Raw genomic sequence first — 22901 nt, forward strand, 5'->3', positions numbered from 1 at the left:
TTGCCCGGTGGTGCATTGCTTACCGGGCAAATTAGTTAAAACAGGTAATCACCGTGCTCAACAAACTCTCACGCCTGCTGGCAGACGCCGGCATTTCGCTTACCGATCACCAGAAAAATCAGTTGATTGCGTATGTTGAAATGCTGCACAAATGGAACAAAGCGTACAACCTGACCTCTGTGCGGGATCCCAACGAGATGCTGGTTCGTCACATTCTCGACAGCATTATCGTTGCGCCGCATTTACAGGGTGAGCGTTTTATTGATGTCGGTACCGGACCAGGGCTGCCGGGCATTCCGTTGTCCATTGTGCTTCCGCAAGCGCATTTCACCTTGCTCGACAGTCTGGGTAAACGCGTGCGTTTCCTGCGTCAGGTCCAGCATGAGCTGAAACTGGATAACATCACGCCAGTGCAAAGTCGTGTAGAGGAATTTCCCGCAGAGCCGCCGTTTGATGGCGTGATCAGCCGGGCGTTCGCTTCACTCAATGACATGGTGAGCTGGTGTCACCACCTTCCGGGCGAGAAGGGCTGTTTTTATGCGCTGAAAGGCCAGCTCCCGGAAGACGAGATTGCGTCGCTTCCCCCGGTGTTTTGCGTTGAATCTGTGGTTAAACTGCAGGTTCCAAATCTGGAAGGTGAGCGTCATCTGGTGGTGATTAAGCCAAACAAAATTTAATATTTATCAAAAAAAATAGAGAAAAATCGGTCTTTTTATTGTTAAAACACTGAGACATTTTTGCCGATATAAGTCGTTACACTTAACGCCACGTTTACTGTCTATTATCAACAGAGCAACGTGGCTTTTTTGGCTAAAGACAAAATTAGTCAACACTGAAAATATCAGGCTGCTAAAAATCCAGGCATAGAATCACTCTCGGGTGTTGAATTTTTATTAAAAATGTCAATGGTTGGTTTTTGAGATGTAATCGGTCGTTTTTAAAAGAGTGATTGATTTTAGGCTTAAATATCAGAAAGTTGAAAAGGCATCATTTGCCAAGTAAATAAATACCGTCGGCGCGAATATGCTCAATATGTGATCTGAAGCACGCTTTAACACCAGTGTTTACGCGCTATTTGCAGTTTTGCATGATCGTTCACAGTTTGGCTAAAAGTCATAAATGTGGGCCAGGGAAAAATATTTAAACATTTATTCACCTTTTAGCTACTTATTGTTTGAAATCACGAGGGCGCACCGTATAATTTGACCGCTTTTTGATGCTTGACTCTAAGCCTCAAAGAACGTTTTATACGACACGCGGCATACCTCGAAGGGAGCAGGAGTTAAAAACGTGATGTCTGTGTCGCTCTTGAGTCGAAACGTTGCTCGTAAGCTTCTGTTCATTCAGTTTCTGGCGGTAGTAGCAAGTGGATTGCTGTTCAGCCTCAAAGACCTCTTCTGGGGCACTTCCGCAATATGCGGAGGTATGGCAGTCTTTCTGCCTAACGTGTTGTTTATGATATTTGCCTGGCGTCACCAGGCGCATACACCTGCTAAAGGCCGAGTGGCCTGGACGTTCGCCTTCGGTGAAGCCTTCAAGGTGTTAGCGATGCTGATTTTGCTGGTGGTGGCGCTGGCGGTTTTCAAGGCGGTATTTTTGCCGCTGATCGTTACGTGGGTTTTGGTGCTGGTGGTTCAGATACTGGCGCCGGCTGTAATTAACAACAAAGGGTAAAAGGCATCATGGCTTCAGAAAATATGACGCCGCAGGATTACATAGGACACCATCTGAACAACCTTCAGTTGGACCTGCGTACATTCTCGCTGGTGGATCCGCATAACCCCCCAGCCACCTTCTGGACGCTCAATATTGACTCCATATTTTTCTCGGTGGTGCTGGGTCTGTTGTTCCTGGCTTTGTTCCGCAGCGTGGCCAAGAAGGCGACCAGCGGCGTACCAGGCAAGTTTCAGACCGCGATTGAGCTGATAATCGGCTTTGTGCATGGTAGCGTGAAAGACATGTACCATGGCAAAAGCAAGCTGATTGCACCGCTGGCCCTGACGATCTTCGTTTGGGTATTCCTGATGAACCTGATGGACTTACTGCCAATCGACTTGCTGCCGTACATCGGCGAGCACATCTTCGGTCTGCCTGCACTGCGTGTGGTTCCGTCTGCTGACGTGAACGTTACCCTGTCCATGGCGCTCGGCGTATTTATCCTCATTCTGTTCTACAGCATCAAAATGAAAGGCATCGGTGGCTTCACGAAAGAGTTGACGCTGCAGCCGTTCAATCACTGGGCGTTCATCCCTGTCAACTTAATCCTTGAAGGGGTAAGTCTGCTGTCTAAACCGGTTTCTCTCGGTCTGCGACTGTTCGGCAACATGTATGCCGGTGAGCTGATTTTCATTCTGATTGCTGGTCTGTTGCCGTGGTGGTCACAGTGGATCCTGAATGTGCCGTGGGCCATTTTCCACATCCTGATTATTACGCTGCAAGCCTTCATCTTCATGGTTCTGACGATCGTCTATCTGTCGATGGCGTCTGAAGAGCATTAATTTACCAACACTACTACGTTTTAACTGAAACAAACTGGAGACTGTCATGGAAAACCTGAATATGGATCTGCTGTACATGGCTGCCGCTGTGATGATGGGTCTGGCGGCAATCGGTGCTGCGATCGGTATCGGCATCCTCGGGGGTAAATTCCTGGAAGGCGCAGCGCGTCAACCTGATCTGATTCCTCTGCTGCGTACTCAGTTCTTTATCGTTATGGGTCTGGTGGATGCTATCCCGATGATCGCTGTAGGTCTGGGTCTGTACGTGATGTTCGCTGTCGCGTAGTAAGCGTTGCTTGAATTAAGAGCAATATCAGAACGTTAACTAGATAGAGGCATTGTGCTGTGAATCTTAACGCAACAATCCTCGGCCAGGCCATCGCGTTTGTCCTGTTTGTTCTGTTCTGCATGAAGTATGTATGGCCGCCGTTAATGGCTGCCATCGAGAAGCGTCAAAAAGAAATTGCTGACGGTCTTGCTTCTGCTGAACGCGCACACAAGGATCTTGACCTTGCAAAGGCCAGCGCGACCGACCAGCTGAAAAAAGCGAAGGCGGAAGCTCAGGTAATCATCGAGCAGGCGAACAAACGTCGCGCTCAGATCCTGGACGAAGCCAAAACGGAAGCAGAACAGGAACGTACTAAAATCGTGGCCCAGGCGCAGGCGGAAATTGATGCCGAGCGTAAACGTGCCCGTGAAGAGCTGCGTAAGCAAGTTGCTATCCTGGCTGTTGCTGGCGCCGAGAAGATCATCGAACGTTCCGTGGATGAAGCTGCTAACAGCGACATCGTGGACAAACTTGTCGCTGAACTGTAAGGAGGGAGGGGCTGATGTCTGAATTTGTTACGGTAGCTCGCCCCTACGCCAAAGCAGCTTTTGACTTTGCCGTCGAACACCAAAGTGTAGAGCGCTGGCAGGACATGCTGGCGTTTGCCGCCGAGGTGACTAAGAACGAACAAATGGCAGAGCTTCTCTCTGGCGCACTGGCGCCGGAAACGCTCGCCGGGTCGTTTATCGCAGTTTGCGGTGAGCAACTGGACGAAAACGGTCAGAACCTGATTAAGGTTATGGCTGAGAATAACCGTCTGAACGCGCTCCCGGATGTTCTTGAGCAGTTTATTCACCTGCGTGCCGCGAGTGAGTCTATCTCTGAGGTAGAAGTCACTTCCGCGAACGAACTGAGTGAAGAACAGCTTGCGAAGATTAGCGCTGCGATGGAAAAACGTCTGTCACGCAAAGTTAAGCTGAATTGCAAAATCGATAAGTCTGTAATGGCGGGCGTAATCATCCGTGCGGGTGATATGGTCATTGATGGCAGCGTACGCGGCCGTCTTGAACGTCTTGCAGACGTCTTGCAGTCTTAAGGGGACTGGAGCATGCAACTGAATTCCACCGAAATCAGCGAACTGATCAAGCAGCGCATTGCTCAGTTCAATGTTGTGAGTGAAGCTCACAACGAAGGTACTATTGTTTCTGTAAGTGACGGTGTTATCCGCATTCACGGCCTGGCCGATTGTATGCAGGGTGAGATGATTTCCCTGCCGGGTAACCGTTACGCTATCGCACTGAACCTGGAGCGCGACTCCGTGGGTGCCGTGGTGATGGGTCCATACGCTGACCTCGCCGAAGGTATGAAGGTTAAGTGTACGGGTCGTATTCTGGAAGTTCCGGTTGGCCGTGGCCTGCTGGGCCGTGTGGTTAACACACTGGGTTCCCCGATTGACGGTAAAGGTCCGGTTGATAACGATGGCTTCTCGCCAATCGAAGTTATCGCACCGGGCGTAATCGAACGTCAGTCCGTCGATCAGCCGGTGCAGACTGGTTATAAATCCGTTGATGCCATGATCCCAATCGGTCGTGGTCAGCGTGAATTGATCATCGGTGACCGTCAGACCGGTAAAACCGCGATGGCAATCGATGCCATCATCAACCAGCGTGATTCCGGCATCAAATGTGTGTACGTGGCTATTGGCCAGAAAGCGTCCACCATTTCTAACGTGGTTCGTAAACTGGAAGAACACGGCGCACTTGCCAACACCATTGTTGTTGTGGCGACCGCGTCTGAATCTGCTGCACTGCAATACCTGGCGCCGTATGCCGGTTGCGCAATGGGCGAATACTTCCGTGACCGCGGTGAAGATGCGCTGATCGTTTATGATGACCTGTCTAAACAGGCTGTTGCTTACCGTCAGGTTTCCCTGCTGCTCCGTCGTCCGCCAGGACGTGAAGCATTCCCGGGCGACGTGTTCTACCTCCACTCCCGTCTGCTGGAACGCGCATCCCGCGTTAACGCGGAATACGTTGAGAACTTCACCAAGGGTGAAGTGAAAGGTAAAACCGGCTCCCTGACCGCTCTGCCGATTATCGAAACCCAGGCGGGTGACGTTTCTGCGTTCGTTCCGACCAACGTAATTTCTATTACCGATGGTCAGATCTTCCTGGAAACTAACCTGTTCAACTCCGGTATTCGTCCGGCGGTTAACCCGGGTATCTCCGTATCTCGTGTAGGTGGTGCTGCTCAGACCAAGATCATCAAGAAACTGTCCGGTGGTATCCGTACCGCGCTGGCACAGTATCGTGAACTGGCTGCGTTCTCTCAGTTCGCATCCGACCTGGACGAAGCAACCCGTAAACAGCTGAGCCACGGTCAGAAAGTGACCGAGCTGCTGAAACAGAAACAGTATGCCCCTATGTCTGTAGCACAACAGGGTGTGGTTCTGTTCGCGGCTGAACGCGGTTACCTCGAAGATGTGGAACTGGCGAAAATCGGTAGCTTCGAAGCCGCTCTGCTGGCTTACGTCGACCGTGACCATGCTCCGCTGATGCAAGAAATCAACCAGACTGGTAACTATAACGACGAAATCGAAGGCAAGCTGAAAGCTATCCTCGATTCCTTCAAAGCAACCCAGTCCTGGTAACGTCTGGCGGCTTGTCTTAGGACAGGCCGCAAGGCATTGAGGAGAAGCTCATGGCCGGCGCAAAAGAGATACGTAGTAAGATCGCAAGCGTCCAGAACACGCAGAAGATCACTAAAGCGATGGAGATGGTCGCCGCTTCCAAAATGCGTAAATCGCAGGATCGCATGGCGGCCAGCCGTCCTTATGCAGAGACCATGCGCAAAGTGATTGGTCACCTTGCGAATGGTAATCTGGAATATAAGCACCCGTACCTGGAAGAACGCGACGTTAAACGCGTGGGCTACCTGGTGGTGTCGACTGACCGTGGTCTGTGCGGTGGCTTGAACATTAACCTGTTCAAAAAGCTGCTGGCGGATATGAAAACATGGTCCGATAAAGGCGTTCAGTGCGACATCGCAATGATCGGCTCTAAGGGCGTGTCTTTCTTTAATTCCGTTGGCGGTAATGTGGTTGCTCAGGTAACCGGTATGGGGGATAACCCTTCCCTGTCCGAACTGATCGGTCCGGTTAAAGTGATGCTGCAGGCTTACGATGAAGGTCGTCTGGACAGACTGTACGTTGTCAGCAACAAATTTATCAACACCATGTCTCAGGTTCCGACGCTGACTCAACTGCTGCCATTACCGGCATCAGAAGATGAAGAGTTAAAACAAAAAGCCTGGGATTACCTGTATGAACCCGATCCGAAACCGCTGCTGGATACCCTGCTGCGTCGTTACGTTGAATCTCAGGTTTATCAGGGCGTGGTAGAAAACCTGGCCAGCGAGCAGGCCGCACGTATGGTGGCGATGAAAGCCGCGACCGACAATGGCGGCAGCCTGATTAAAGAGCTGCAGTTGGTATACAACAAAGCTCGTCAGGCCAGCATTACTCAGGAACTCACCGAAATCGTCGGTGGTGCATCCGCGGTATAACCAGGTTAATTCGTAGAGGATTCAAGATGGCTACTGGAAAAATTGTCCAGGTAATCGGCGCCGTGGTTGACGTCGAATTCCCTCAGGATGCCGTACCGCGCGTGTACGATGCTCTTGAGGTTATGAATGGTAAAGAGAGTCTGGTGCTGGAAGTTCAGCAGCAGCTCGGCGGCGGTATCGTACGTACCATCGCAATGGGTTCTTCCGACGGTCTGCGTCGTGGTCTGGAAGTCAAAGACCTCGAGCACCCGATCGAAGTCCCGGTAGGTAAAGCAACCCTGGGTCGTATCATGAACGTCCTGGGTCACCCGATCGACATGAAAGGCGATATCGGTGAAGAAGAGCGTTGGGCTATCCACCGCGCAGCACCGTCCTATGAAGAGCTGTCCAGCTCTCAGGAACTGCTGGAAACCGGTATCAAAGTTATCGACCTGATGTGTCCGTTCGCGAAAGGCGGTAAAGTCGGTCTGTTCGGTGGTGCGGGTGTAGGTAAAACCGTAAACATGATGGAGCTGATCCGTAACATCGCGATCGAGCACTCCGGTTACTCCGTGTTTGCGGGCGTAGGTGAACGTACTCGTGAGGGTAACGACTTTTACCACGAAATGACCGACTCCAACGTTCTGGATAAAGTATCCCTGGTTTATGGCCAGATGAACGAGCCGCCGGGAAACCGTCTGCGCGTTGCACTGACCGGTCTGACCATGGCAGAGAAATTCCGTGACGAAGGTCGTGACGTACTGCTGTTCGTCGATAACATCTATCGTTACACCCTGGCCGGTACGGAAGTTTCCGCACTGCTGGGTCGTATGCCATCAGCGGTAGGCTACCAGCCGACCCTGGCGGAAGAGATGGGTGTTCTGCAGGAACGTATCACTTCTACCAAAACCGGTTCTATCACTTCCGTTCAGGCGGTATACGTACCTGCGGATGACTTGACTGACCCGTCGCCAGCCACCACCTTTGCTCACTTAGATGCAACCGTGGTACTGAGCCGTCAGATCGCGTCTCTGGGTATCTACCCGGCCGTTGACCCGCTGGATTCTACCAGCCGTCAGCTGGATCCACTGGTAGTCGGTCAGGAACACTACGACACCGCGCGTGGCGTACAGTCCCTGCTGCAGCGTTATCAGGAACTGAAAGACATCATCGCCATCCTGGGTATGGATGAACTGTCTGAAGAAGACAAACTGGTGGTAGCACGTGCGCGTAAGATCCAGCGCTTCCTGTCCCAGCCGTTCTTCGTTGCGGAAGTATTCACCGGTTCTCCGGGTAAATACGTTTCCCTGAAAGACACCATCCGTGGCTTTAAAGGCATCATGGAAGGCGAGTATGACCACCTGCCAGAGCAGGCGTTCTACATGGTTGGTTCTATCGACGAAGCCGTAGAAAAAGCCAAAAAACTTTAACGCCTTAATCGGAGGGTGATATGGCAATGACTTACCACCTGGACGTCGTCAGCGCAGAGCAACAAATGTTCTCTGGTTTGGTCGAGAAAATCCAGGTAACGGGTAGTGAAGGTGAACTGGGTATTTTCCCAGGGCACGCCCCACTGCTCACCGCCATTAAGCCTGGTATGATCCGCATCGTTAAACAGTTTGGTCATGAAGAGTTTATCTATCTGTCTGGCGGCATTCTTGAAGTGCAACCTGGCAGCGTGACCGTATTGGCTGATACCGCGATTCGCGGGCAGGATCTCGATGAAGCGAGAGCCCTGGAAGCGAAACGTAAGGCTGAAGAGCACATTAAGAGCTCTCATGGTGACGTGGATTACGCTCAGGCATCTGCGGAACTGGCCAAAGCGATCGCGAAACTGCGCGTTATCGAGTTGACCAAAAAAGCGATGTAACACCGGGTTAAAATACGAAAACCAGTCTGATTTCAGGCTGGTTTTTTTTTGTCTGTCATTATTGTGCTCTTTACGTCATCTTTCTTTTTGGATCAAAAAAAGAGCAAAAACATTAGCCTGGCGCGTTAATCACGAGGTCAGGTGACTTTTCAGAAGACAAAAGCCGCATCAATGGACGAAAATGTCTCTATCTTCGTTGAGGAAAACTCGTGATTGTGCGTTTTATCCTCTGCCCATTTCACGATGAAAAAAATGTAGTATTTTCAAAGTGAAACGGTATAAATTCGTTCTCAAATTACAGTCAGGGTGCGTATGTTGAATAAAGCGATGAGCGTAGTGATCCTTGCCGCAGGCAAAGGCACACGTATGTATTCCGATCTTCCAAAAGTGCTGCATACCCTTGCCGGGAAATCGATGGTTCAGCATGTCATTGATGTAGCTAATGAATTAGGCTCATCTCAGGTTCATCTGGTCTATGGCCACGGTGGCGATCTGCTTAAAGAAAGCCTGAAAGAAGACAATCTGAACTGGGTGTTGCAGGCGGAGCAGTTGGGCACCGGCCACGCTATGCAGCAGGCGGCGCCATTCTTTGGCGATGATGAAGACATTTTAATGCTCTACGGCGATGTTCCGCTGATCTCGATTGAGACCTTGCAGCGCCTGCGCGATGCCAAACCCCAGGGGGGAATTGGTCTGCTCACGGTTAAGCTGGACGATCCGAGCGGCTATGGTCGCATCACGCGTGAAAACGGCAAAGTGACCGGCATCGTTGAGCATAAAGATGCCAGCGAGGAACAGCGTCAGATCCAGGAAATCAATACCGGGATCCTGATTGCAAACGGCGCGGACATGAAGCGCTGGTTGTCTAAACTGACCAATAACAATGCGCAGGGTGAATACTACATCACCGATATCATTGCGCTGGCTTATCAGGAAGGTCGTGAAATCGCGGCCGTTCATCCCGATCGTCTGAGTGAAGTCGAAGGCGTCAACAACCGTCTGCAACTTTCCCGTCTGGAACGCGTTTACCAGTCCGAGCAAGCAGAAAAACTGCTGCTGGCGGGCGTGATGCTACGCGATCCGGCGCGTTTTGACCTGCGCGGTACGCTCGTTCACGGGCGAGATGTTGAAATTGATACTAACGTTATCATCGAAGGTCACGTCACGTTGGGCCATCGCGTGAAGATTGGCGCGGGTTGCGTTATTAAAAACAGCGTTATCGGTGATGACTGTGAAATCAGCCCGTACAGCGTAGTGGAAGATGCTCATCTGGACGCGGCCTGCACCATTGGACCCTTCGCTCGTCTGCGCCCTGGTGCAGAGCTGATGGAAGGTGCTCACGTCGGTAACTTCGTTGAGATGAAGAAAGCGCGTCTCGGCAAAGGCTCAAAAGCCGGTCACCTGACCTATCTGGGTGATGCGGAAATTGGCGACAACGTGAACATTGGCGCTGGCACTATTACCTGCAACTACGACGGCGCGAACAAGTTTAAAACCATTATTGGCGACGATGTGTTTGTCGGATCCGATACTCAGCTGGTGGCGCCAGTGACAGTGGGTAATGGGGCGACGATTGCGGCGGGCACCACCGTCACCCGTAACGTTGCGGATAATGAACTGGTGATAAGTCGCGTGCCGCAGGTTAACAAGCAGGGCTGGAAACGCCCGGTGAAGAAAAAGTAAATATTTTTGCCGGATGGTGCTTTCGCTTATCCGGCCTGGGTTCAGTGATGTTTTGTTGGCCGGATAAGGCGTAGCCTTCATCAGGCAAACCCGGGTGAGGAAATAAAGATATATTTCCCCCCAGCAGTACTTATAAAAATAACCCCACTCTCTACAAGGCTCGGGGCGCCCGAAAATACGGGCATACAGGTCGAAAGACAACGACAGGCATAATGCCTTGATTCGGAATAAAAAACTATGTGTGGAATTGTTGGCGCTATCGCGCAACGTGATGTAGCTGAAATCCTTCTCGAAGGTTTACGTCGTCTGGAATACCGTGGTTATGACTCTGCGGGTCTGGCCGTGGTGGATGCAGAAGGTCATATGACCCGTCTGCGTCGTCTGGGTAAAGTACAGATGCTGTCCCAGGCTGCGGAAGAACATCCGCTGCATGGCGGCACCGGTATTGCTCACACCCGTTGGGCAACGCATGGCGAACCTTCGGAAGCAAACGCGCATCCGCATGTTTCTGAGCACATTGTGGTGGTGCATAACGGCATCATCGAAAACCATGAACCGCTGCGTGAAGAACTGAAAGCGCGTGGCTATACCTTCGTTTCAGAAACCGACACCGAAGTGATTGCTCACTTAGTGCACTGGGAGCTGAAACAGGGCGGTACGCTGCGTGATGCCGTGCTGCGCACCATCCCGCAACTGCGCGGCGCGTACGGTACGGTAATCATGGATACCCGTCATCCGGATACGCTGCTGGCTGCGCGTTCAGGTAGCCCGCTGGTTATCGGTCTGGGGATGGGCGAAAACTTTATCGCCTCCGATCAACTGGCGCTGCTGCCGGTGACCCGTCGCTTTATCTTCCTGGAAGAAGGCGATATTGCGGAAGTCACCCGCCGTTCCGTCGCGATTTTTGATAAAACTGGCGCGGACGTGAAGCGTCAGGATATCGAATCTAATCTGCAATATGACGCGGGTGATAAAGGTATCTATCGCCACTACATGCAGAAAGAGATCTACGAACAGCCGAATGCGATTAAAAACACCCTGACTGGGCGCATCAGCCACGGCGAAGTGGATTTAAGCGAACTCGGACCAAAAGCTAACGAACTGTTGTCGCAGGTTGAGCATATCCAGATCATCGCGTGTGGCACGTCCTACAACTCCGGGATGGTTTCTCGCTACTGGTTTGAATCTCTGGCCGGTATTCCGTGCGATGTCGAAATCGCTTCTGAATTCCGCTACCGCAAATCAGCAGTACGCCGTAACAGCCTGATGATCACCCTGTCTCAGTCGGGCGAAACGGCGGATACGCTGGCAGGTCTGCGTTTGTCGAAAGAGCTGGGCTATCTGGGCTCACTCGCCATCTGTAACGTTCCGGGGTCTTCTCTGGTGCGTGAATCGGATCTGGCGATGATGACCAATGCCGGCACGGAAATCGGCGTGGCGTCGACGAAAGCGTTTACCACTCAGTTAACCGTTCTGCTGATGCTGGTGGCGAAACTGGCGCGTCTGAAAGGTCTGGACGCATCCATTGAGCATGACATCGTTCATGGCCTGCAGGCGCTGCCGAGCCGTATCGAGCAAATGCTCTCTCAGGACAAACGCATTGAAGCGTTGGCTGAAGATTTCTCTGACAAACACCATGCCCTGTTCCTGGGCCGTGGCGATCAGTATCCGATCGCTCTCGAAGGCGCGTTGAAGCTGAAAGAGATCTCCTACATCCATGCTGAAGCTTATGCGGCAGGTGAGCTGAAACACGGTCCGCTGGCGCTGATTGATGCCGATATGCCGGTTATCGTTGTTGCGCCAAACAACGAACTGTTGGAAAAACTGAAGTCCAACATTGAAGAAGTACGCGCCCGTGGCGGTCAGCTGTATGTCTTCGCCGATCAGGACGCTGGTTTTGCCAGCAGCGACAATATGCACATCATTGAGATGCCGCATGTGGAAGAGGTGATTGCACCGATCTTCTATACCGTGCCGCTGCAACTGCTGGCTTATCACGTGGCGCTGATTAAAGGCACCGACGTGGATCAGCCGCGTAACCTGGCAAAATCGGTTACCGTCGAGTAAAACGCTCATGCCCTGCGAAAGCGGGGCATTTTTTTCACCCCTGCGCTGTTTTTAATCAATTCTCTCGCCGTTTTAATGTGACAAATCGTCATCTTCAGCTACTTTTTTCAGTGTCACAAAAAGAAAATTTTCCTGAAAAGCTGTTGTCATATATTAAGTTAACTTAATGATAAACAGGAAAAAAATGGTTCTGATTTAACGGAAATTTTCATTGTCATAAAACTGTCATATTTCGTACATTTAACTGTCACCTGTTTGTCCTATTTTGCTCATCGTAGCCACTTAACAATGATTTACGAAAATCTTGCAGGAGACATTATGAAAGTTATGCGTACCACTGTCGCAACTGTTGTCGCCGCGACCTTATCTATGAGCGCTTTCTCTGCATTAGCAGCAGCAAGTCTGACAGGTGCAGGTGCAACTTTTCCTGCGCCGGTGTATGCCAAATGGGCTGATACTTATCAGAAAGAGACCGGTAGTAAAGTTAACTACCAGGGTATCGGCTCCTCCGGTGGTGTTAAACAAATTACAGCGAATACCGTTGATTTCGGTGCCTCTGATGCGCCGCTGTCTGACGAAAAACTGAATCAGGAAGGTTTGTTCCAGTTCCCGACCGTGATTGGCGGCGTGGTACTGGCGGTGAACATCCCAGGTCTGAAGTCTGGCGAACTGGTGCTGGATGGTAAAACGCTGGGTGACATCTACCTGGGTAAAATCAAGAAGTGGGATGATGAAGCCATCACCAAACTGAACCCAGGCGTGAAACTGCCTTCTCAGAATATCGCCGTTGTGCGTCGTGCTGATGGTTCTGGTACCTCCTTCGTCTTCACCAGCTATCTGGCGAAAGTGAACGAAGAGTGGAAAACCAAAGTGGGCGCTGGCTCTACCGTTAACTGGCCAACCGGTCTGGGCGGTAAAGGTAACGACGGTATCGCCGCATTCGTACAGCGTCTGCCGGGTTCCATCGGCTACGTTGAATATGCTTACGCTAAGCAGAACAACCTGGCCTACACCAAGCTGATTTCTGCTGACGGTAAACCGGTTAGTCCGACTGAAGAGAACTTCGCTAACGCCGCGAAAGGCGCTGACTGGAGTAAATCCTTCGCCCAGGATCTGACGAACCAGAAAGGTGATGATGCGTGGCCGATTACCTCCACCACCTTCATCCTGGTTCACAAAGAGCAGAAGAAACCTGAGCAGGGGGCTGAAGTGCTGAAATTCTTCGACTGGGCATACAAAAATGGCGGCAAACAGGCTAATGACCTGGATTACGCCAGTCTGCCGGACAGCGTGGTTGAGCAGATCCGTGCGGCATGGAAGACCAATGTGAAAGACAGCAGCGGTAAAGCGCTGTACTAAATACCCGTCATACTTCGAGCCGCAGCTGTGTTGGCTGCGTTTGTTCACCCCAGTCACATAGTGAATCTATGCTCCTGGGGATTCACAAGCTTGCCGCCTTGCTGCAACTCGAATTATTTAGGGTATGGCATTACGTTAGCCAGGAAGCGCGATAAAATGCGCGCTTCCTGGCCCAAACTTAAAGAGTGACTTATGGCTGCAACCAAGCCTGCTTTTAACCCACCGGGTAAAAAGGGTGACAAAATCTTCAGCGCGCTGGTAAAACTGGCTGCGCTGATTGTGCTATTGATGTTGGGTGGCATTATTGTCTCTCTGATCATCTCCTCCTGGCCCAGCATTGAGAAATTTGGTTTCTCCTTCCTGTGGACCAAAGACTGGGACGCGCCAAACGACATCTACGGAGCGCTGGTACCGATCTACGGTACGCTGGTCACCTCTTTTATCGCACTGCTGATCGCCGTTCCGGTGAGCTTCGGCATTGCCCTGTTTCTGACCGAACTCGCGCCTGGCTGGCTGCGTCGCCCGCTGGGGATCGCGATTGAACTGCTGGCGGCTATCCCGAGTATCGTCTACGGCATGTGGGGCCTGTTTATCTTTGCCCCGCTGTTTGCCACTTATTTCCAGGAACCGGTCGGGAATGTCCTTTCCAACATTCCGTTTGTTGGCGCACTGTTCTCCGGCCCGGCGTTTGGTATCGGTATTCTGGCGGCAGGCGTGATCCTCGCCATCATGATCATCCCTTACATTGCAGCCGTAATGCGTGATGTATTTGAACAGACGCCGGTGATGATGAAAGAGTCTGCCTACGGTATCGGCTGCACCACCTGGGAAGTGATCTGGCGCATCGTGTTGCCGTTCACCAAAAATGGGGTGATTGGCGGCATCATGCTGGGTCTGGGACGTGCACTGGGTGAAACGATGGCGGTGACCTTCATCATCGGCAACACCTACCAGCTCGACAGCGCATCGCTGTATATGCCGGGTAACAGCATCACCTCGGCGCTGGCGAATGAATTTGCAGAAGCGGAATCTGGCCTGCATGTTGCCGCGTTGATGGAGCTGGGTCTGATTCTGTTTGTGATTACCTTCATCGTGCTGGCAGCGTCTAAGTTTATGATTTTGCGCCTTGCGAAGAACGAGGGGGCACGCTAATGGCAACGCTTGAAATGCAAACCAGCGCAGAACTGGCGGAATCACGCCGCAAAATGCAGGCTAAGCGCCGGATGAAAAACCGCATCGCGCTGACGCTCTCTATGGCGACGATGGCGTTTGGTTTGTTCTGGCTCGTCTGGATCCTGATGTCCACCATTACCCGCGGTATCGACGGGATGTCACTGGCGCTGTTCACCGAAATGACGCCGCCGCCGAACACGGCGGGTGGCGGTCTGGCGAACGCCCTGGCAGGCAGTGGTCTGTTGATCCTCTGGGCAACCGTGTTTGGTACGCCGCTGGGCATCATGGCCGGGATTTATCTGGCGGAATATGGCCGCAAATCCTGGCTGGCGGAAGTGATTCGCTTCATCAATGACATTCTGCTTTCCGCCCCGTCTATCGTGGTTGGTCTGTTCGTGTACACCATCGTGGTGGCGCAGATGGAGCACTTCTCCGGCTGGGCGGGCGTGATTGCGCTGGCGCTGCTGCAGGTGCCTATTGTGATTCGAACCACCGAGAACATGTTGAAGCTGGTGCCAGACAGTCTGCGTGAAGCGGCTTATGCGCTGGGGACGCCGAAGTGGAAAATGATCTCCGCGATTACGCTGAAAGCGTCGGTCTCCGGGATCATGACCGGTATCCTGCTGGCGATTGCGCGTATCGCGGGTGAAACCGCTCCGCTGCTGTTTACCGCGCTCTCCAATCAGTTCTGGAGTACCGACATGATGCAGCCGATCGCCAACCTGCCGGTCACCATCTTTAAATTTGCGATGAGCCCGTTTGCGGAATGGCAGCAACTGGCGTGGGCCGGGGTGCTGATTATCACGCTGTGCGTATTGCTGCTGAACATTCTGGCGCGCGTTATTTTCGCCAAGAGTAAACACGGTTAAGACGACTTGCCGGATGGCGGCGTAATCGCCTTATCCGGCCTACGGTTGTACCTTTTGTAGGCCTGAAAGCTGCGCGCCATCAGGCAAAATTTACGGCGTGGCGGATGCGACGCCGAATGAGGAAGAGATTGAAATGAGTATGGTTGATACTGCTCCGGGTAAGATTCAGGTTCGTGATTTGAACTTCTACTACGGCAAATTCCATGCCCTGAAGAACATCAACCTGGATATTGCAAAGAACCAGGTAACGGCATTCATCGGGCCTTCTGGCTGCGGTAAATCGACGCTGCTGCGTACGTTCAACAAGATGTTTGAACTCTACCCGGAACAGCGTGCGGAAGGTGAAATCCTGCTCGATGGTGACAATATTCTCACCAATACCCAGGATATCGCCCTGCTGCGTGCCAAAGTCGGGATGGTGTTCCAGAAGCCGACGCCGTTCCCGATGTCTATCTACGACAACATCGCCTTTGGCGTGCGTCTGTTCGAGAAGCTGTCCCGGGCGGATATGGACGAGCGCGTACAGTGGGCGTTGACCAAGGCCGCACTGTGGAATGAAACTAAAGATAAATTGCACCAGAGCGGATACTCTCTCTCCGGTGGTCAGCAGCAGCGTCTGTGCATCGCGCGAGGTATCGCCATTCGCCCGGAAGTTTTGCTGCTGGATGAGCCGTGCTCAGCACTGGATCCGATCTCAACCGGTCGTATCGAAGAGCTGATTACCGAGCTGAAACAGGATTACACCGTGGTGATCGTGACCCATAACATGCAGCAGGCTGCGCGTTGTTCCGACCATACGGCGTTTATGTACCTGGGCGAGTTGATTGAGTTCAGCAACACGGACGACCTGTTCACCAAGCCCGCGAAGAAACAAACCGAAGATTACATTACTGGCCGCTACGGTTGATATGCCCGGGCATCTGGAGAAATGATGGACAATTTAAACCTTAATAAACACATTTCCGGTCAGTTCAACGCCGAACTGGAAAGCATCCGCACTCAGGTAATGACGATGGGTGGCATGGTCGAGCAGCAGCTTTCTGATGCCATCACCGCGATGCACAATCAGGACAGCGAGCTGGCGAAACGCGTTGTTGATGGCGATAAGCACGTCAATATGATGGAAGTGGCGATTGATGAAGCCTGTGTTCGCATCATCGCCAAGCGCCAGCCGACGGCGAGCGATCTGCGTCTGGTGATGGCGATCATCAAAACTATCGCCGAGCTGGAACGTATTGGCGACGTGGCGGATAAAATCTGTCGTACCGCGCTGGAGAAGTTCTCCCAGCAACATCAGCCGCTGCTGGTGAGCCTGGAGTCTCTGGGTCGTCACACCATACAGATGCTGCACGACGTGCTGGATGCGTTTGCGCGGATGGATCTGGACGAAGCGGTGCGTATCTACCGTGAAGACAAGAAAGTGGACCAGGAATACGAAGGGATCGTGCGTCAGTTGATGACCTATATGATGGAAGATTCGCGTACGATTCCCAGCGTGCTGACCGCGTTATTCTGCGCGCGCTCTATCGAGCGTATCGGCGACCGCTGCCAGAATATCTGTGAATACATCTTCTACTTCGTGAAGGGTCAGGATTTCCGTCACGTGGGCGGCGATGAGCTGGATAAGCTGCTGGCGGGCAAAGATCCGAAAGAGTGATAAAAACGTAATAAGTAGGCCGGATAAGCGTCAGCGCCATCCGGCAGTTGCCCGGTGGCGCAAGCTTACCGGGCCTACAAAAAATTACCGCGTAATATTCCATCCGCGTGCTTTCCACAACGCCGGCAACTGCGCCAGATCGGTAAAGGTCGTCACTTTGGGATGTTCGATAGGTTTGTTGTGCGGATCGGCACAGAAGTAGAACACTTCCATTCCCGCATCAATCCCCGACTGTGCGCCAGCAGAAGAGTCATCTACCAGAATACAGTTCTGCGCGTTGACGTTCATCGCTTTTGCCGCGTGGAACATCAGCGCCGGATCGGGTTTCCAGCGTTGAATATCGTAACCGCTGTACAGTTTGTCCGGAAAATGATGCAGCATGCCCAGTTTACCCAGTGAGTGCTGCATTTTGCTGACCGGACCGTTAGAGACCACGCACATCGGCACCGTCATGCTGTCCAGCAGTGTATTCGCGCCAGGGATCACTTCCAGTTCTGAGTCGAACAGGCGTGCGACCTCGGCGCGGTAGACAGGTTCTAAGTCGGCTTTGGCCAACGTCACCCCATGCTCCTCATTAATGATATCAATGATTTCGTAGAGTTTTACGCCCTTAAAGCGTTTAAAAGTTTCTTCGAGATCGAGGGTGATACCGAATTCCTGGAACATTGCGACGTACGCGCGGGAACAGATCACTTCACTGTCGACCAGCGTACCGTCACAGTCAAAAAATACCGCTTCAATTCCGGACATGCCTTTCCCTTTTCACTAGTTTAACGTTTACGTACTGCCTGATTGTGCAACGCAATCGTTGCCGTATAAGCAAAATCAATGAAAAAAACATCGCACAATCACCCCCTATTGTCGCATTTTGGTATAGGATAGCGACGAATTTTCCCTCCTTGTTTGGAAATTGATAATGAGTCAACAACACACAACCCAGACGTCTGGTCAGGGGATGCTGGAACGCGTGTTCAAACTGCGCGAACATGGCACAACGGCACGAACCGAAGTGATCGCCGGTTTTACCACCTTCCTGACCATGGTTTACATCGTTTTTGTTAACCCGCAAATTCTGGGCGTTGCTGGCATGGACACCAGCGCCGTCTTCGTGACCACCTGTCTGATTGCCGCGTTCGGCAGCATTCTGATGGGGCTGTTCGCTAACCTGCCGGTGGCGCTGGCGCCCGCGATGGGGCTGAATGCGTTCTTTGCCTTCGTTGTGGTTGGCGCGATGGGCCTGCCGTGGCAGGTCGGTATGGGGGCGATTTTCTGGGGCGCCGTCGGTCTGCTGCTGCTGACTATTTTCCGCGTGCGTTACTGGATGATTGCCAATATCCCGGTCAGTCTGCGCGTGGGGATCACCAGCGGTATCGGTTTATTCATCGGCATGATGGGTCTGAAAAACGCGGGCGTCATCGTCGCGAATCCGGAAACGCTGGTCAGCATTGGTAATCTGACCTCTCATAGCGTCCTGCTGGGCGTGCTCGGTTTCTTTATCATCGCTATCCTGGCGTCACGTAATATTCACGCCGCCGTGCTGGTATCCATCATCGTCACGACGCTGTTGGGCTGGATGCTGGGTGATGTGCATTATAACGGCATTGTCTCTGCGCCGCCGAGCGTCTCGTCGGTGATTGGGCATGTCGATCTGGCCGGGTCGTTTAACATTGGTCTGGCAGGCGTGATTTTCTCCTTCATGCTGGTTAACCTGTTTGACTCCTCTGGCACATTGATCGGCGTAACTGATAAAGCCGGTCTGGCGGATGAAAAAGGGAAGTTCCCGCGCATGAAGCAGGCGCTGTTTGTCGATAGCGTCTCCTCTGTGACCGGGGCATTTATCGGTACGTCTTCCGTCACTGCTTATATCGAGTCCTCTTCCGGCGTTTCTGTCGGGGGGCGTACCGGCCTGACCGCCGTGGTGGTTGGTCTGCTGTTCCTGCTGGTGATCTTCCTGTCGCCGTTGGCGGGAATGGTGCCAGGCTATGCGGCGGCAGGCGCGCTGATTTACGTCGGCGTGTTAATGACTTCCAGTCTGGCGCGCGTGAAGTGGGATGATCTCACCGAATCCGTACCGGCGTTTATCACTGCCGTGATGATGCCGTTCAGCTTCTCGATTACCGAAGGGATCGCGCTGGGCTTTATCTCTTACTGCGTGATGAAAATCGGTACCGGTCGTCTGCGTGACCTGAGTCCGTGCGTGGTCGTTGTGGCGCTGCTGTTTGTACTGAAGATTGTGTTTATCGACGCGCACTAAGTCCGTCAGGACATAAAAAAACCCGGTAGCGTGATGCTTACCGGGTTTTTTGTTTCTGGCTTACGCCTTCACGCGCTGGATGTAGTCGCCAAACGCGGTGAGCTGGCCGGTCAGATGGTCCAGCGTACTCTGGTCAATCACTTCACCCGTCTGCGGGTCTACTTTGTTCTGAATCACGCCGCCCATAAATTCCGGCTTGTTCATGACCATCGCATCCAGGAAGACCAGGATCTGACGCAGATGATACTGGCAGCGTGCGCCGCCAATCGCGCCCATCGAGCTGGTCTGGATGAGCACCGGTTTGCCGGAAAGCGGCTGATCGGGCAGGCGTGACAGCCAGTCGATGGCGTTCTTCAGACCACCCGGCACCGAATAGTTGTATTCCGGCGTAACGATAACTACGCCATCGGCCTGGCGGATCTGCTCAGCCAGCGCTTCGACGCTTGCCGGAAACCCCTCTTCCTGCTGTACGTCAGCATCATAAAGCGGGATATCACCGATAGACGGTAACGCACTGACTTCCATACCCGCCGGAGCGATTTTCGGCAGCGTACGGGCAACCATACCGTTAAACGAACCTTTGCGCAGGCTTCCCAGTAACGTAACAACATTCAACGTTTCAGACATGGTAACTCCATCAGTTGTGCGTATAAGACGTCGCGGCAGATAATTGCGCGAATCGCATCAGACGACCCGTCGACGCATTCGCGCGGGTCTGGATATCTGGCAGGCTTTTCCAGCCCTGCTTAACATCAAACTCCCAAAGTTGAAGTTTATCAATGGCTGGCGTAACCGCAACCGACCATACCAGCAGGTCTTCGGCATCGCAAATAGCCTCAATCTGAGCGACATGGGCACATTTCAGACGCCCGGAGACCGGCAGCAGTTGCAGTTCACGCGGATCGTCATTGCGGACGTCACCCGTCAGTTTCAGGACGCTCTGGCGTAAGGTGATCATCTGCGCGCGCGCTTCATCCGGATCGTTTTGCTTGCTGATCCACAAACTTTCATTGCTGGAGAAGGTCGGGACTTCGGCGGTATGGGGGCTGATAAATCCTCGGGTGGCACGCTGGAGTTCCATATCCAGTCCGCATTCCCCTTCGGTTGTCAGCGCCACACCGACCATATTACCGGCATAGGCGATGGAAAAACTGGGCAAATTTTTATCGCGAAATGCCGGTTTGCCTTTGGCTTTGTATACGATTTCCGGTAACTCGAGCGTGCCATACAGCATAAACATCAGCTCGGCGAGAAGTCCTCGGGATGCCAGAAAACGGGTCTGGCGATGTGTGGGGAGTCTTCGTGCTTCATGATGGCAGGATGACGGGAGGCGCATCGAAATCAGGTGTCCTTCCGTCAGGATCCCTCTGGCAAAATGGGTCGCCATTTTTCTCTCCATGATTAATGGTCGTTGATAATGACGAGAGTAACATTTACTCGGTTTATAGACAGAGTAAATAGCCAAAAAGTACGACTGAATCAGCCTCCCTTACGCGCATTTACATTTCCTGGCGCGTATTGGCTGTTTTTGCGTCAGGACAAGTCGCTATACAGGGATTTGATGGTCTCTCTTAACCAGACGATTTTTGGATTATGACTGTTGCGCTTGTGCCAAAGCAGGGTAAACGGCACCAGCAGTTTTTCCCGCTGCGCGGCATCAAACGGCAAAGGACGGGCGACAAGAGGCAGATGGTGGAGCTGGTTATAGCGGTGGCAATAGTGTGGAGCGGTTGCCAGCAGCGCGTGTTCCGGTTGCGCGGCCATAAACAGGGACTGCTCGAATCCAGGCAGACTCATCGCGATATTGCGTTTCAGGCCCATCTCCTGCAACACATCATCCAGCGCCCAGGTATCGCTCTGTTCCCAACAAATGCTGATGTGTGGGTAGCGCAGAAACGTCTCCAGATTCCACTCTTCCTGTAGCGCAGGATGATCTTCACGCAGCCATACCCACGGTAAATCGCTGAACAGCACCTCAAAATCAATCGACAGCGGCAGCAGGCTCAATAATTCCCGCGAACGCGGATGGCTTTCGCGCCCGGTAAACCCGATATCCACCTCGCCACGGGTGATGGCATCCAGGGAGTCGTAATCCCAACGGCGCACTTTGATCGTCGCCTGCGGGTCGCGTTGATAGATCTTCTGCGACAGCGCATTGAACATAATCATCATCAGCGGAGATTCGGCAACCAGTTCAAACTTCAGGCCGCGTGGCGTCTCGTGATGTGGCTTATCCAGCAGCTGATTGCCCATTTGCATCCAGTCCGCCAGATTTTGCTCCATACTGAGCATCAGCGGCGTTGGCGACAGGCCGAGCGGCGTGTTTACGAACAGAGGGTCGTCAAACCACGCTCTGAGCTTCGACAGCGACTTGCTCACCGCCGAGGGCGTCACGTTCATCCGCTTGGCCGTTTTGGTTACGCTGCGCTCTTGCATCAGAAGCTGCAGGCATAGCATCAAATTAAGATCGAGACTGGTGATGGATTTATTCATGGTCGGAAACGGGCCTGTTGGGCGCGACGAGCATAATCAGTAACAGACTCACCATGCTACAGCCAATCAGGATCCCGATCAGCATATTCAGCGCATTGATGCCCAGCACCGCTGCCAGCCAAATCCACAGCGACGACCCGCAGACCTGCGCAATGCCCAGCGTTGAACTGGCTACCCCCGCGCGCAGTGAAAATGGCCCCAGCGCCTGGCTCATCGCCACACCAAAGCCGACGGAAAATCCGGCACAAATCAGCGTCAGACCAAACAGCGTCACCGTGCTGGAACCGGCAAGGCTAAGCACAACACCGGCGGTCAGAAAGAGCGCTTGTGAGGTGAACATCAGGGTGCGTGGTTTAAAAATGCTCAGCGCGAACGGTGTAGAAAAAGAGACCACCATGCTGACACCTGCCGTCATCGCCATGATGGTGGCATATTCACCGCGCTCAAAGCCCATAACCTCCATCAATAGCACCGGCGATGTATTCACAAAGGTGAGGATCACCGACACGCTAAGGGTCGTTATCGCCAGCCTGCTGAGGAAAAAACGGTTTACCAGCGACTCGTTCCCCTGCGGCGAAGGAGAGGTGGTGTGCGCGGTCGGACGCGTCTCTTTCAGAATGAACAGCGACAGCAGCCCCACCGTGACGCCCATGGCGATCATAGTGTAGAACAGACTTTGCCACGGAAAGCGTAGCATGATCAGATGTCCGAGGACCGGTGCCAGTACCGGAACGATACAGGTGATGCCGTTTAGCAATGACAGTACTTTTGCCCGCAGGCGATCGTTCAGCGTATCGCGCAGGATGGCGAAGGCGACGACGTAGCAGCCACCGGCGCCAACACCCTGCAGGAAACGTCCGCAAAGGAACAGCGTACCGCTGGTTGCCTGTGAGCACAGCGTGGAGGCGATAATGAAGATGACGGCCCCCACAAGGGCAACAGGCTTGCGTCCGGAGCGGTCGGCAACGCGTCCGGCAAACAGCATGGCGAAAGCCATCCCGGCCAGATAGACAGAGAAGGCAATATGCAGTTGCGCTTCGCTGGCGTTGAGATCGGCCGCGATGCGCGGTAAACCCACCAGATACATATCGATGCCGGCGGGATAGAGTAAAACAAGGGCAAAACTGCAGAGTAGAAAGCGGATCATAGCGTCCTCACGATAAGCGT

General features: G+C 52.8%; 23 protein-coding genes. 18 read left to right on the forward strand and 5 right to left on the reverse strand.

Annotation, left to right across the window (positions count from 1 at the left end):
* Positions 1 to 53: 53 nt before the first annotated feature.
* The 17 genes from rsmG to phoU all read left to right on the forward strand — a co-directional run bounded on the left by rsmG (position 54) and on the right by phoU (position 16987).
* Positions 54 to 677, forward strand: coding sequence for a 16S rRNA (guanine(527)-N(7))-methyltransferase RsmG (gene rsmG / locus AL479_RS08835; protein ID WP_061075810.1), 624 nt, complete (start codon positions 54 to 56; stop codon positions 675 to 677).
* 616 nt (positions 678 to 1293) lie between these two features.
* Positions 1294 to 1674 carry a F0F1 ATP synthase subunit I gene (gene atpI / locus AL479_RS08840; protein ID WP_042323565.1) on the forward strand — a complete coding sequence of 127 codons (381 nt, stop codon included), beginning with the start codon at positions 1294 to 1296 and terminating at the stop codon, positions 1672 to 1674.
* A gap of 8 nt (positions 1675 to 1682) precedes the next feature.
* On the forward strand, positions 1683 to 2498 hold the full coding sequence (atpB, locus tag AL479_RS08845; protein WP_061075811.1) for a F0F1 ATP synthase subunit A: 816 nt from the start codon (positions 1683 to 1685) through the stop codon (positions 2496 to 2498).
* A gap of 46 nt (positions 2499 to 2544) precedes the next feature.
* Entirely contained in the window at positions 2545 to 2784 is a 240-nt protein-coding gene (atpE, locus tag AL479_RS08850) for a F0F1 ATP synthase subunit C (protein ID WP_000429386.1), read from the forward strand.
* 59 nt (positions 2785 to 2843) lie between these two features.
* Positions 2844 to 3314 carry a F0F1 ATP synthase subunit B gene (atpF, locus tag AL479_RS08855; protein ID WP_003827022.1) on the forward strand — a complete coding sequence of 157 codons (471 nt, stop codon included), beginning with the start codon at positions 2844 to 2846 and terminating at the stop codon, positions 3312 to 3314.
* Between the two features lie 14 nt (positions 3315 to 3328).
* The gene (gene atpH / locus AL479_RS08860; protein ID WP_042998754.1) at positions 3329 to 3862 is read left to right on the forward strand and encodes a F0F1 ATP synthase subunit delta; all 534 of its coding nucleotides are present in this window, start codon (positions 3329 to 3331) and stop codon (positions 3860 to 3862) included.
* Between the two features lie 12 nt (positions 3863 to 3874).
* A complete protein-coding gene (gene atpA / locus AL479_RS08865) occupies positions 3875 to 5416 on the forward strand; it encodes a F0F1 ATP synthase subunit alpha (RefSeq protein WP_061075812.1) in 1542 nt (513 codons plus the stop codon).
* A gap of 50 nt (positions 5417 to 5466) precedes the next feature.
* Positions 5467 to 6330: a F0F1 ATP synthase subunit gamma gene (gene atpG / locus AL479_RS08870; RefSeq protein ID WP_005121458.1), complete on the forward strand. Its 864-nt coding sequence runs from the start codon at positions 5467 to 5469 to the stop codon at positions 6328 to 6330.
* Positions 6331 to 6356: 26 nt separating this feature from the next.
* Entirely contained in the window at positions 6357 to 7739 is a 1383-nt protein-coding gene (atpD, locus tag AL479_RS08875) for a F0F1 ATP synthase subunit beta (RefSeq protein WP_003023806.1), read from the forward strand.
* A gap of 20 nt (positions 7740 to 7759) precedes the next feature.
* Positions 7760 to 8179, forward strand: coding sequence for a F0F1 ATP synthase subunit epsilon (locus AL479_RS08880; RefSeq protein WP_003023809.1), 420 nt, complete (start codon positions 7760 to 7762; stop codon positions 8177 to 8179).
* 312 nt (positions 8180 to 8491) lie between these two features.
* Positions 8492 to 9862 carry a bifunctional UDP-N-acetylglucosamine diphosphorylase/glucosamine-1-phosphate N-acetyltransferase GlmU gene (gene glmU, locus AL479_RS08885; RefSeq protein ID WP_105291738.1) on the forward strand — a complete coding sequence of 457 codons (1371 nt, stop codon included), beginning with the start codon at positions 8492 to 8494 and terminating at the stop codon, positions 9860 to 9862.
* 237 nt (positions 9863 to 10099) lie between these two features.
* Entirely contained in the window at positions 10100 to 11929 is a 1830-nt protein-coding gene (glmS, locus tag AL479_RS08890) for a glutamine--fructose-6-phosphate transaminase (isomerizing) (protein ID WP_044256178.1), read from the forward strand.
* Positions 11930 to 12247: 318 nt separating this feature from the next.
* Entirely contained in the window at positions 12248 to 13288 is a 1041-nt protein-coding gene (pstS, locus tag AL479_RS08895; protein ID WP_046492450.1) for a phosphate ABC transporter substrate-binding protein PstS, read from the forward strand.
* 192 nt (positions 13289 to 13480) lie between these two features.
* Positions 13481 to 14440, forward strand: a complete 960-nt coding sequence (gene pstC, locus AL479_RS08905) for a phosphate ABC transporter permease PstC (RefSeq protein ID WP_061075813.1) — start codon at positions 13481 to 13483, stop codon at positions 14438 to 14440.
* Positions 14440 to 15330: a phosphate ABC transporter permease PstA gene (pstA, locus tag AL479_RS08910; protein ID WP_061075814.1), complete on the forward strand. Its 891-nt coding sequence runs from the start codon at positions 14440 to 14442 to the stop codon at positions 15328 to 15330. The genes pstC and pstA overlap by 1 nt, the downstream gene beginning before the upstream one ends.
* A 133-nt stretch (positions 15331 to 15463) precedes the next feature.
* Entirely contained in the window at positions 15464 to 16237 is a 774-nt protein-coding gene (pstB, locus tag AL479_RS08915; RefSeq protein ID WP_042998747.1) for a phosphate ABC transporter ATP-binding protein PstB, read from the forward strand.
* Positions 16238 to 16261: 24 nt separating this feature from the next.
* Positions 16262 to 16987 (forward strand): phosphate signaling complex protein PhoU, encoded by a 726-nt coding sequence (gene phoU / locus AL479_RS08920; RefSeq protein WP_042998746.1) that lies wholly within the window; start codon positions 16262 to 16264, stop codon positions 16985 to 16987.
* A gap of 84 nt (positions 16988 to 17071) precedes the next feature.
* On the opposite strand, the gene yieH is transcribed toward phoU, so the two are convergent.
* On the reverse strand, positions 17072 to 17737 hold the full coding sequence (yieH, locus tag AL479_RS08925) for a 6-phosphogluconate phosphatase (RefSeq protein WP_042998745.1): 666 nt from the start codon (positions 17735 to 17737) through the stop codon (positions 17072 to 17074).
* 166 nt (positions 17738 to 17903) lie between these two features.
* Between yieH and adeP the strand changes: the two genes are divergently transcribed.
* On the forward strand, positions 17904 to 19241 hold the full coding sequence (gene adeP, locus AL479_RS08930) for an adenine permease AdeP (protein WP_061075815.1): 1338 nt from the start codon (positions 17904 to 17906) through the stop codon (positions 19239 to 19241).
* Between the two features lie 60 nt (positions 19242 to 19301).
* Here the strand turns inward: adeP and yieF are convergent, their stop codons facing one another.
* The 4 genes from yieF to AL479_RS08950 form a co-directional block, all read right to left on the reverse strand.
* Positions 19302 to 19868 (reverse strand): class I chromate reductase YieF, encoded by a 567-nt coding sequence (gene yieF / locus AL479_RS08935; RefSeq protein ID WP_061075816.1) that lies wholly within the window; start codon positions 19866 to 19868, stop codon positions 19302 to 19304.
* Positions 19869 to 19878: 10 nt separating this feature from the next.
* Positions 19879 to 20628: a 4'-phosphopantetheinyl transferase family protein gene (locus tag AL479_RS08940; protein ID WP_061075817.1), complete on the reverse strand. Its 750-nt coding sequence runs from the start codon at positions 20626 to 20628 to the stop codon at positions 19879 to 19881.
* Between the two features lie 146 nt (positions 20629 to 20774).
* Positions 20775 to 21734, reverse strand: a complete 960-nt coding sequence (yidZ, locus tag AL479_RS08945; RefSeq protein ID WP_061075818.1) for an HTH-type transcriptional regulator YidZ — start codon at positions 21732 to 21734, stop codon at positions 20775 to 20777.
* Complete coding sequence (locus AL479_RS08950) at positions 21727 to 22881, reverse strand: MFS transporter (RefSeq protein WP_061075819.1); 1155 nt, start codon at positions 22879 to 22881, stop codon at positions 21727 to 21729. Before AL479_RS08950 ends, yidZ begins: the two co-directional genes overlap by 8 nt.
* Between the last annotated feature and the right edge of the window lie 20 nt (positions 22882 to 22901).

The organism is Citrobacter amalonaticus (assembly GCF_001559075.2).
GTDB lineage: Bacteria > Pseudomonadota > Gammaproteobacteria > Enterobacterales > Enterobacteriaceae > Citrobacter_A > Citrobacter_A amalonaticus_F.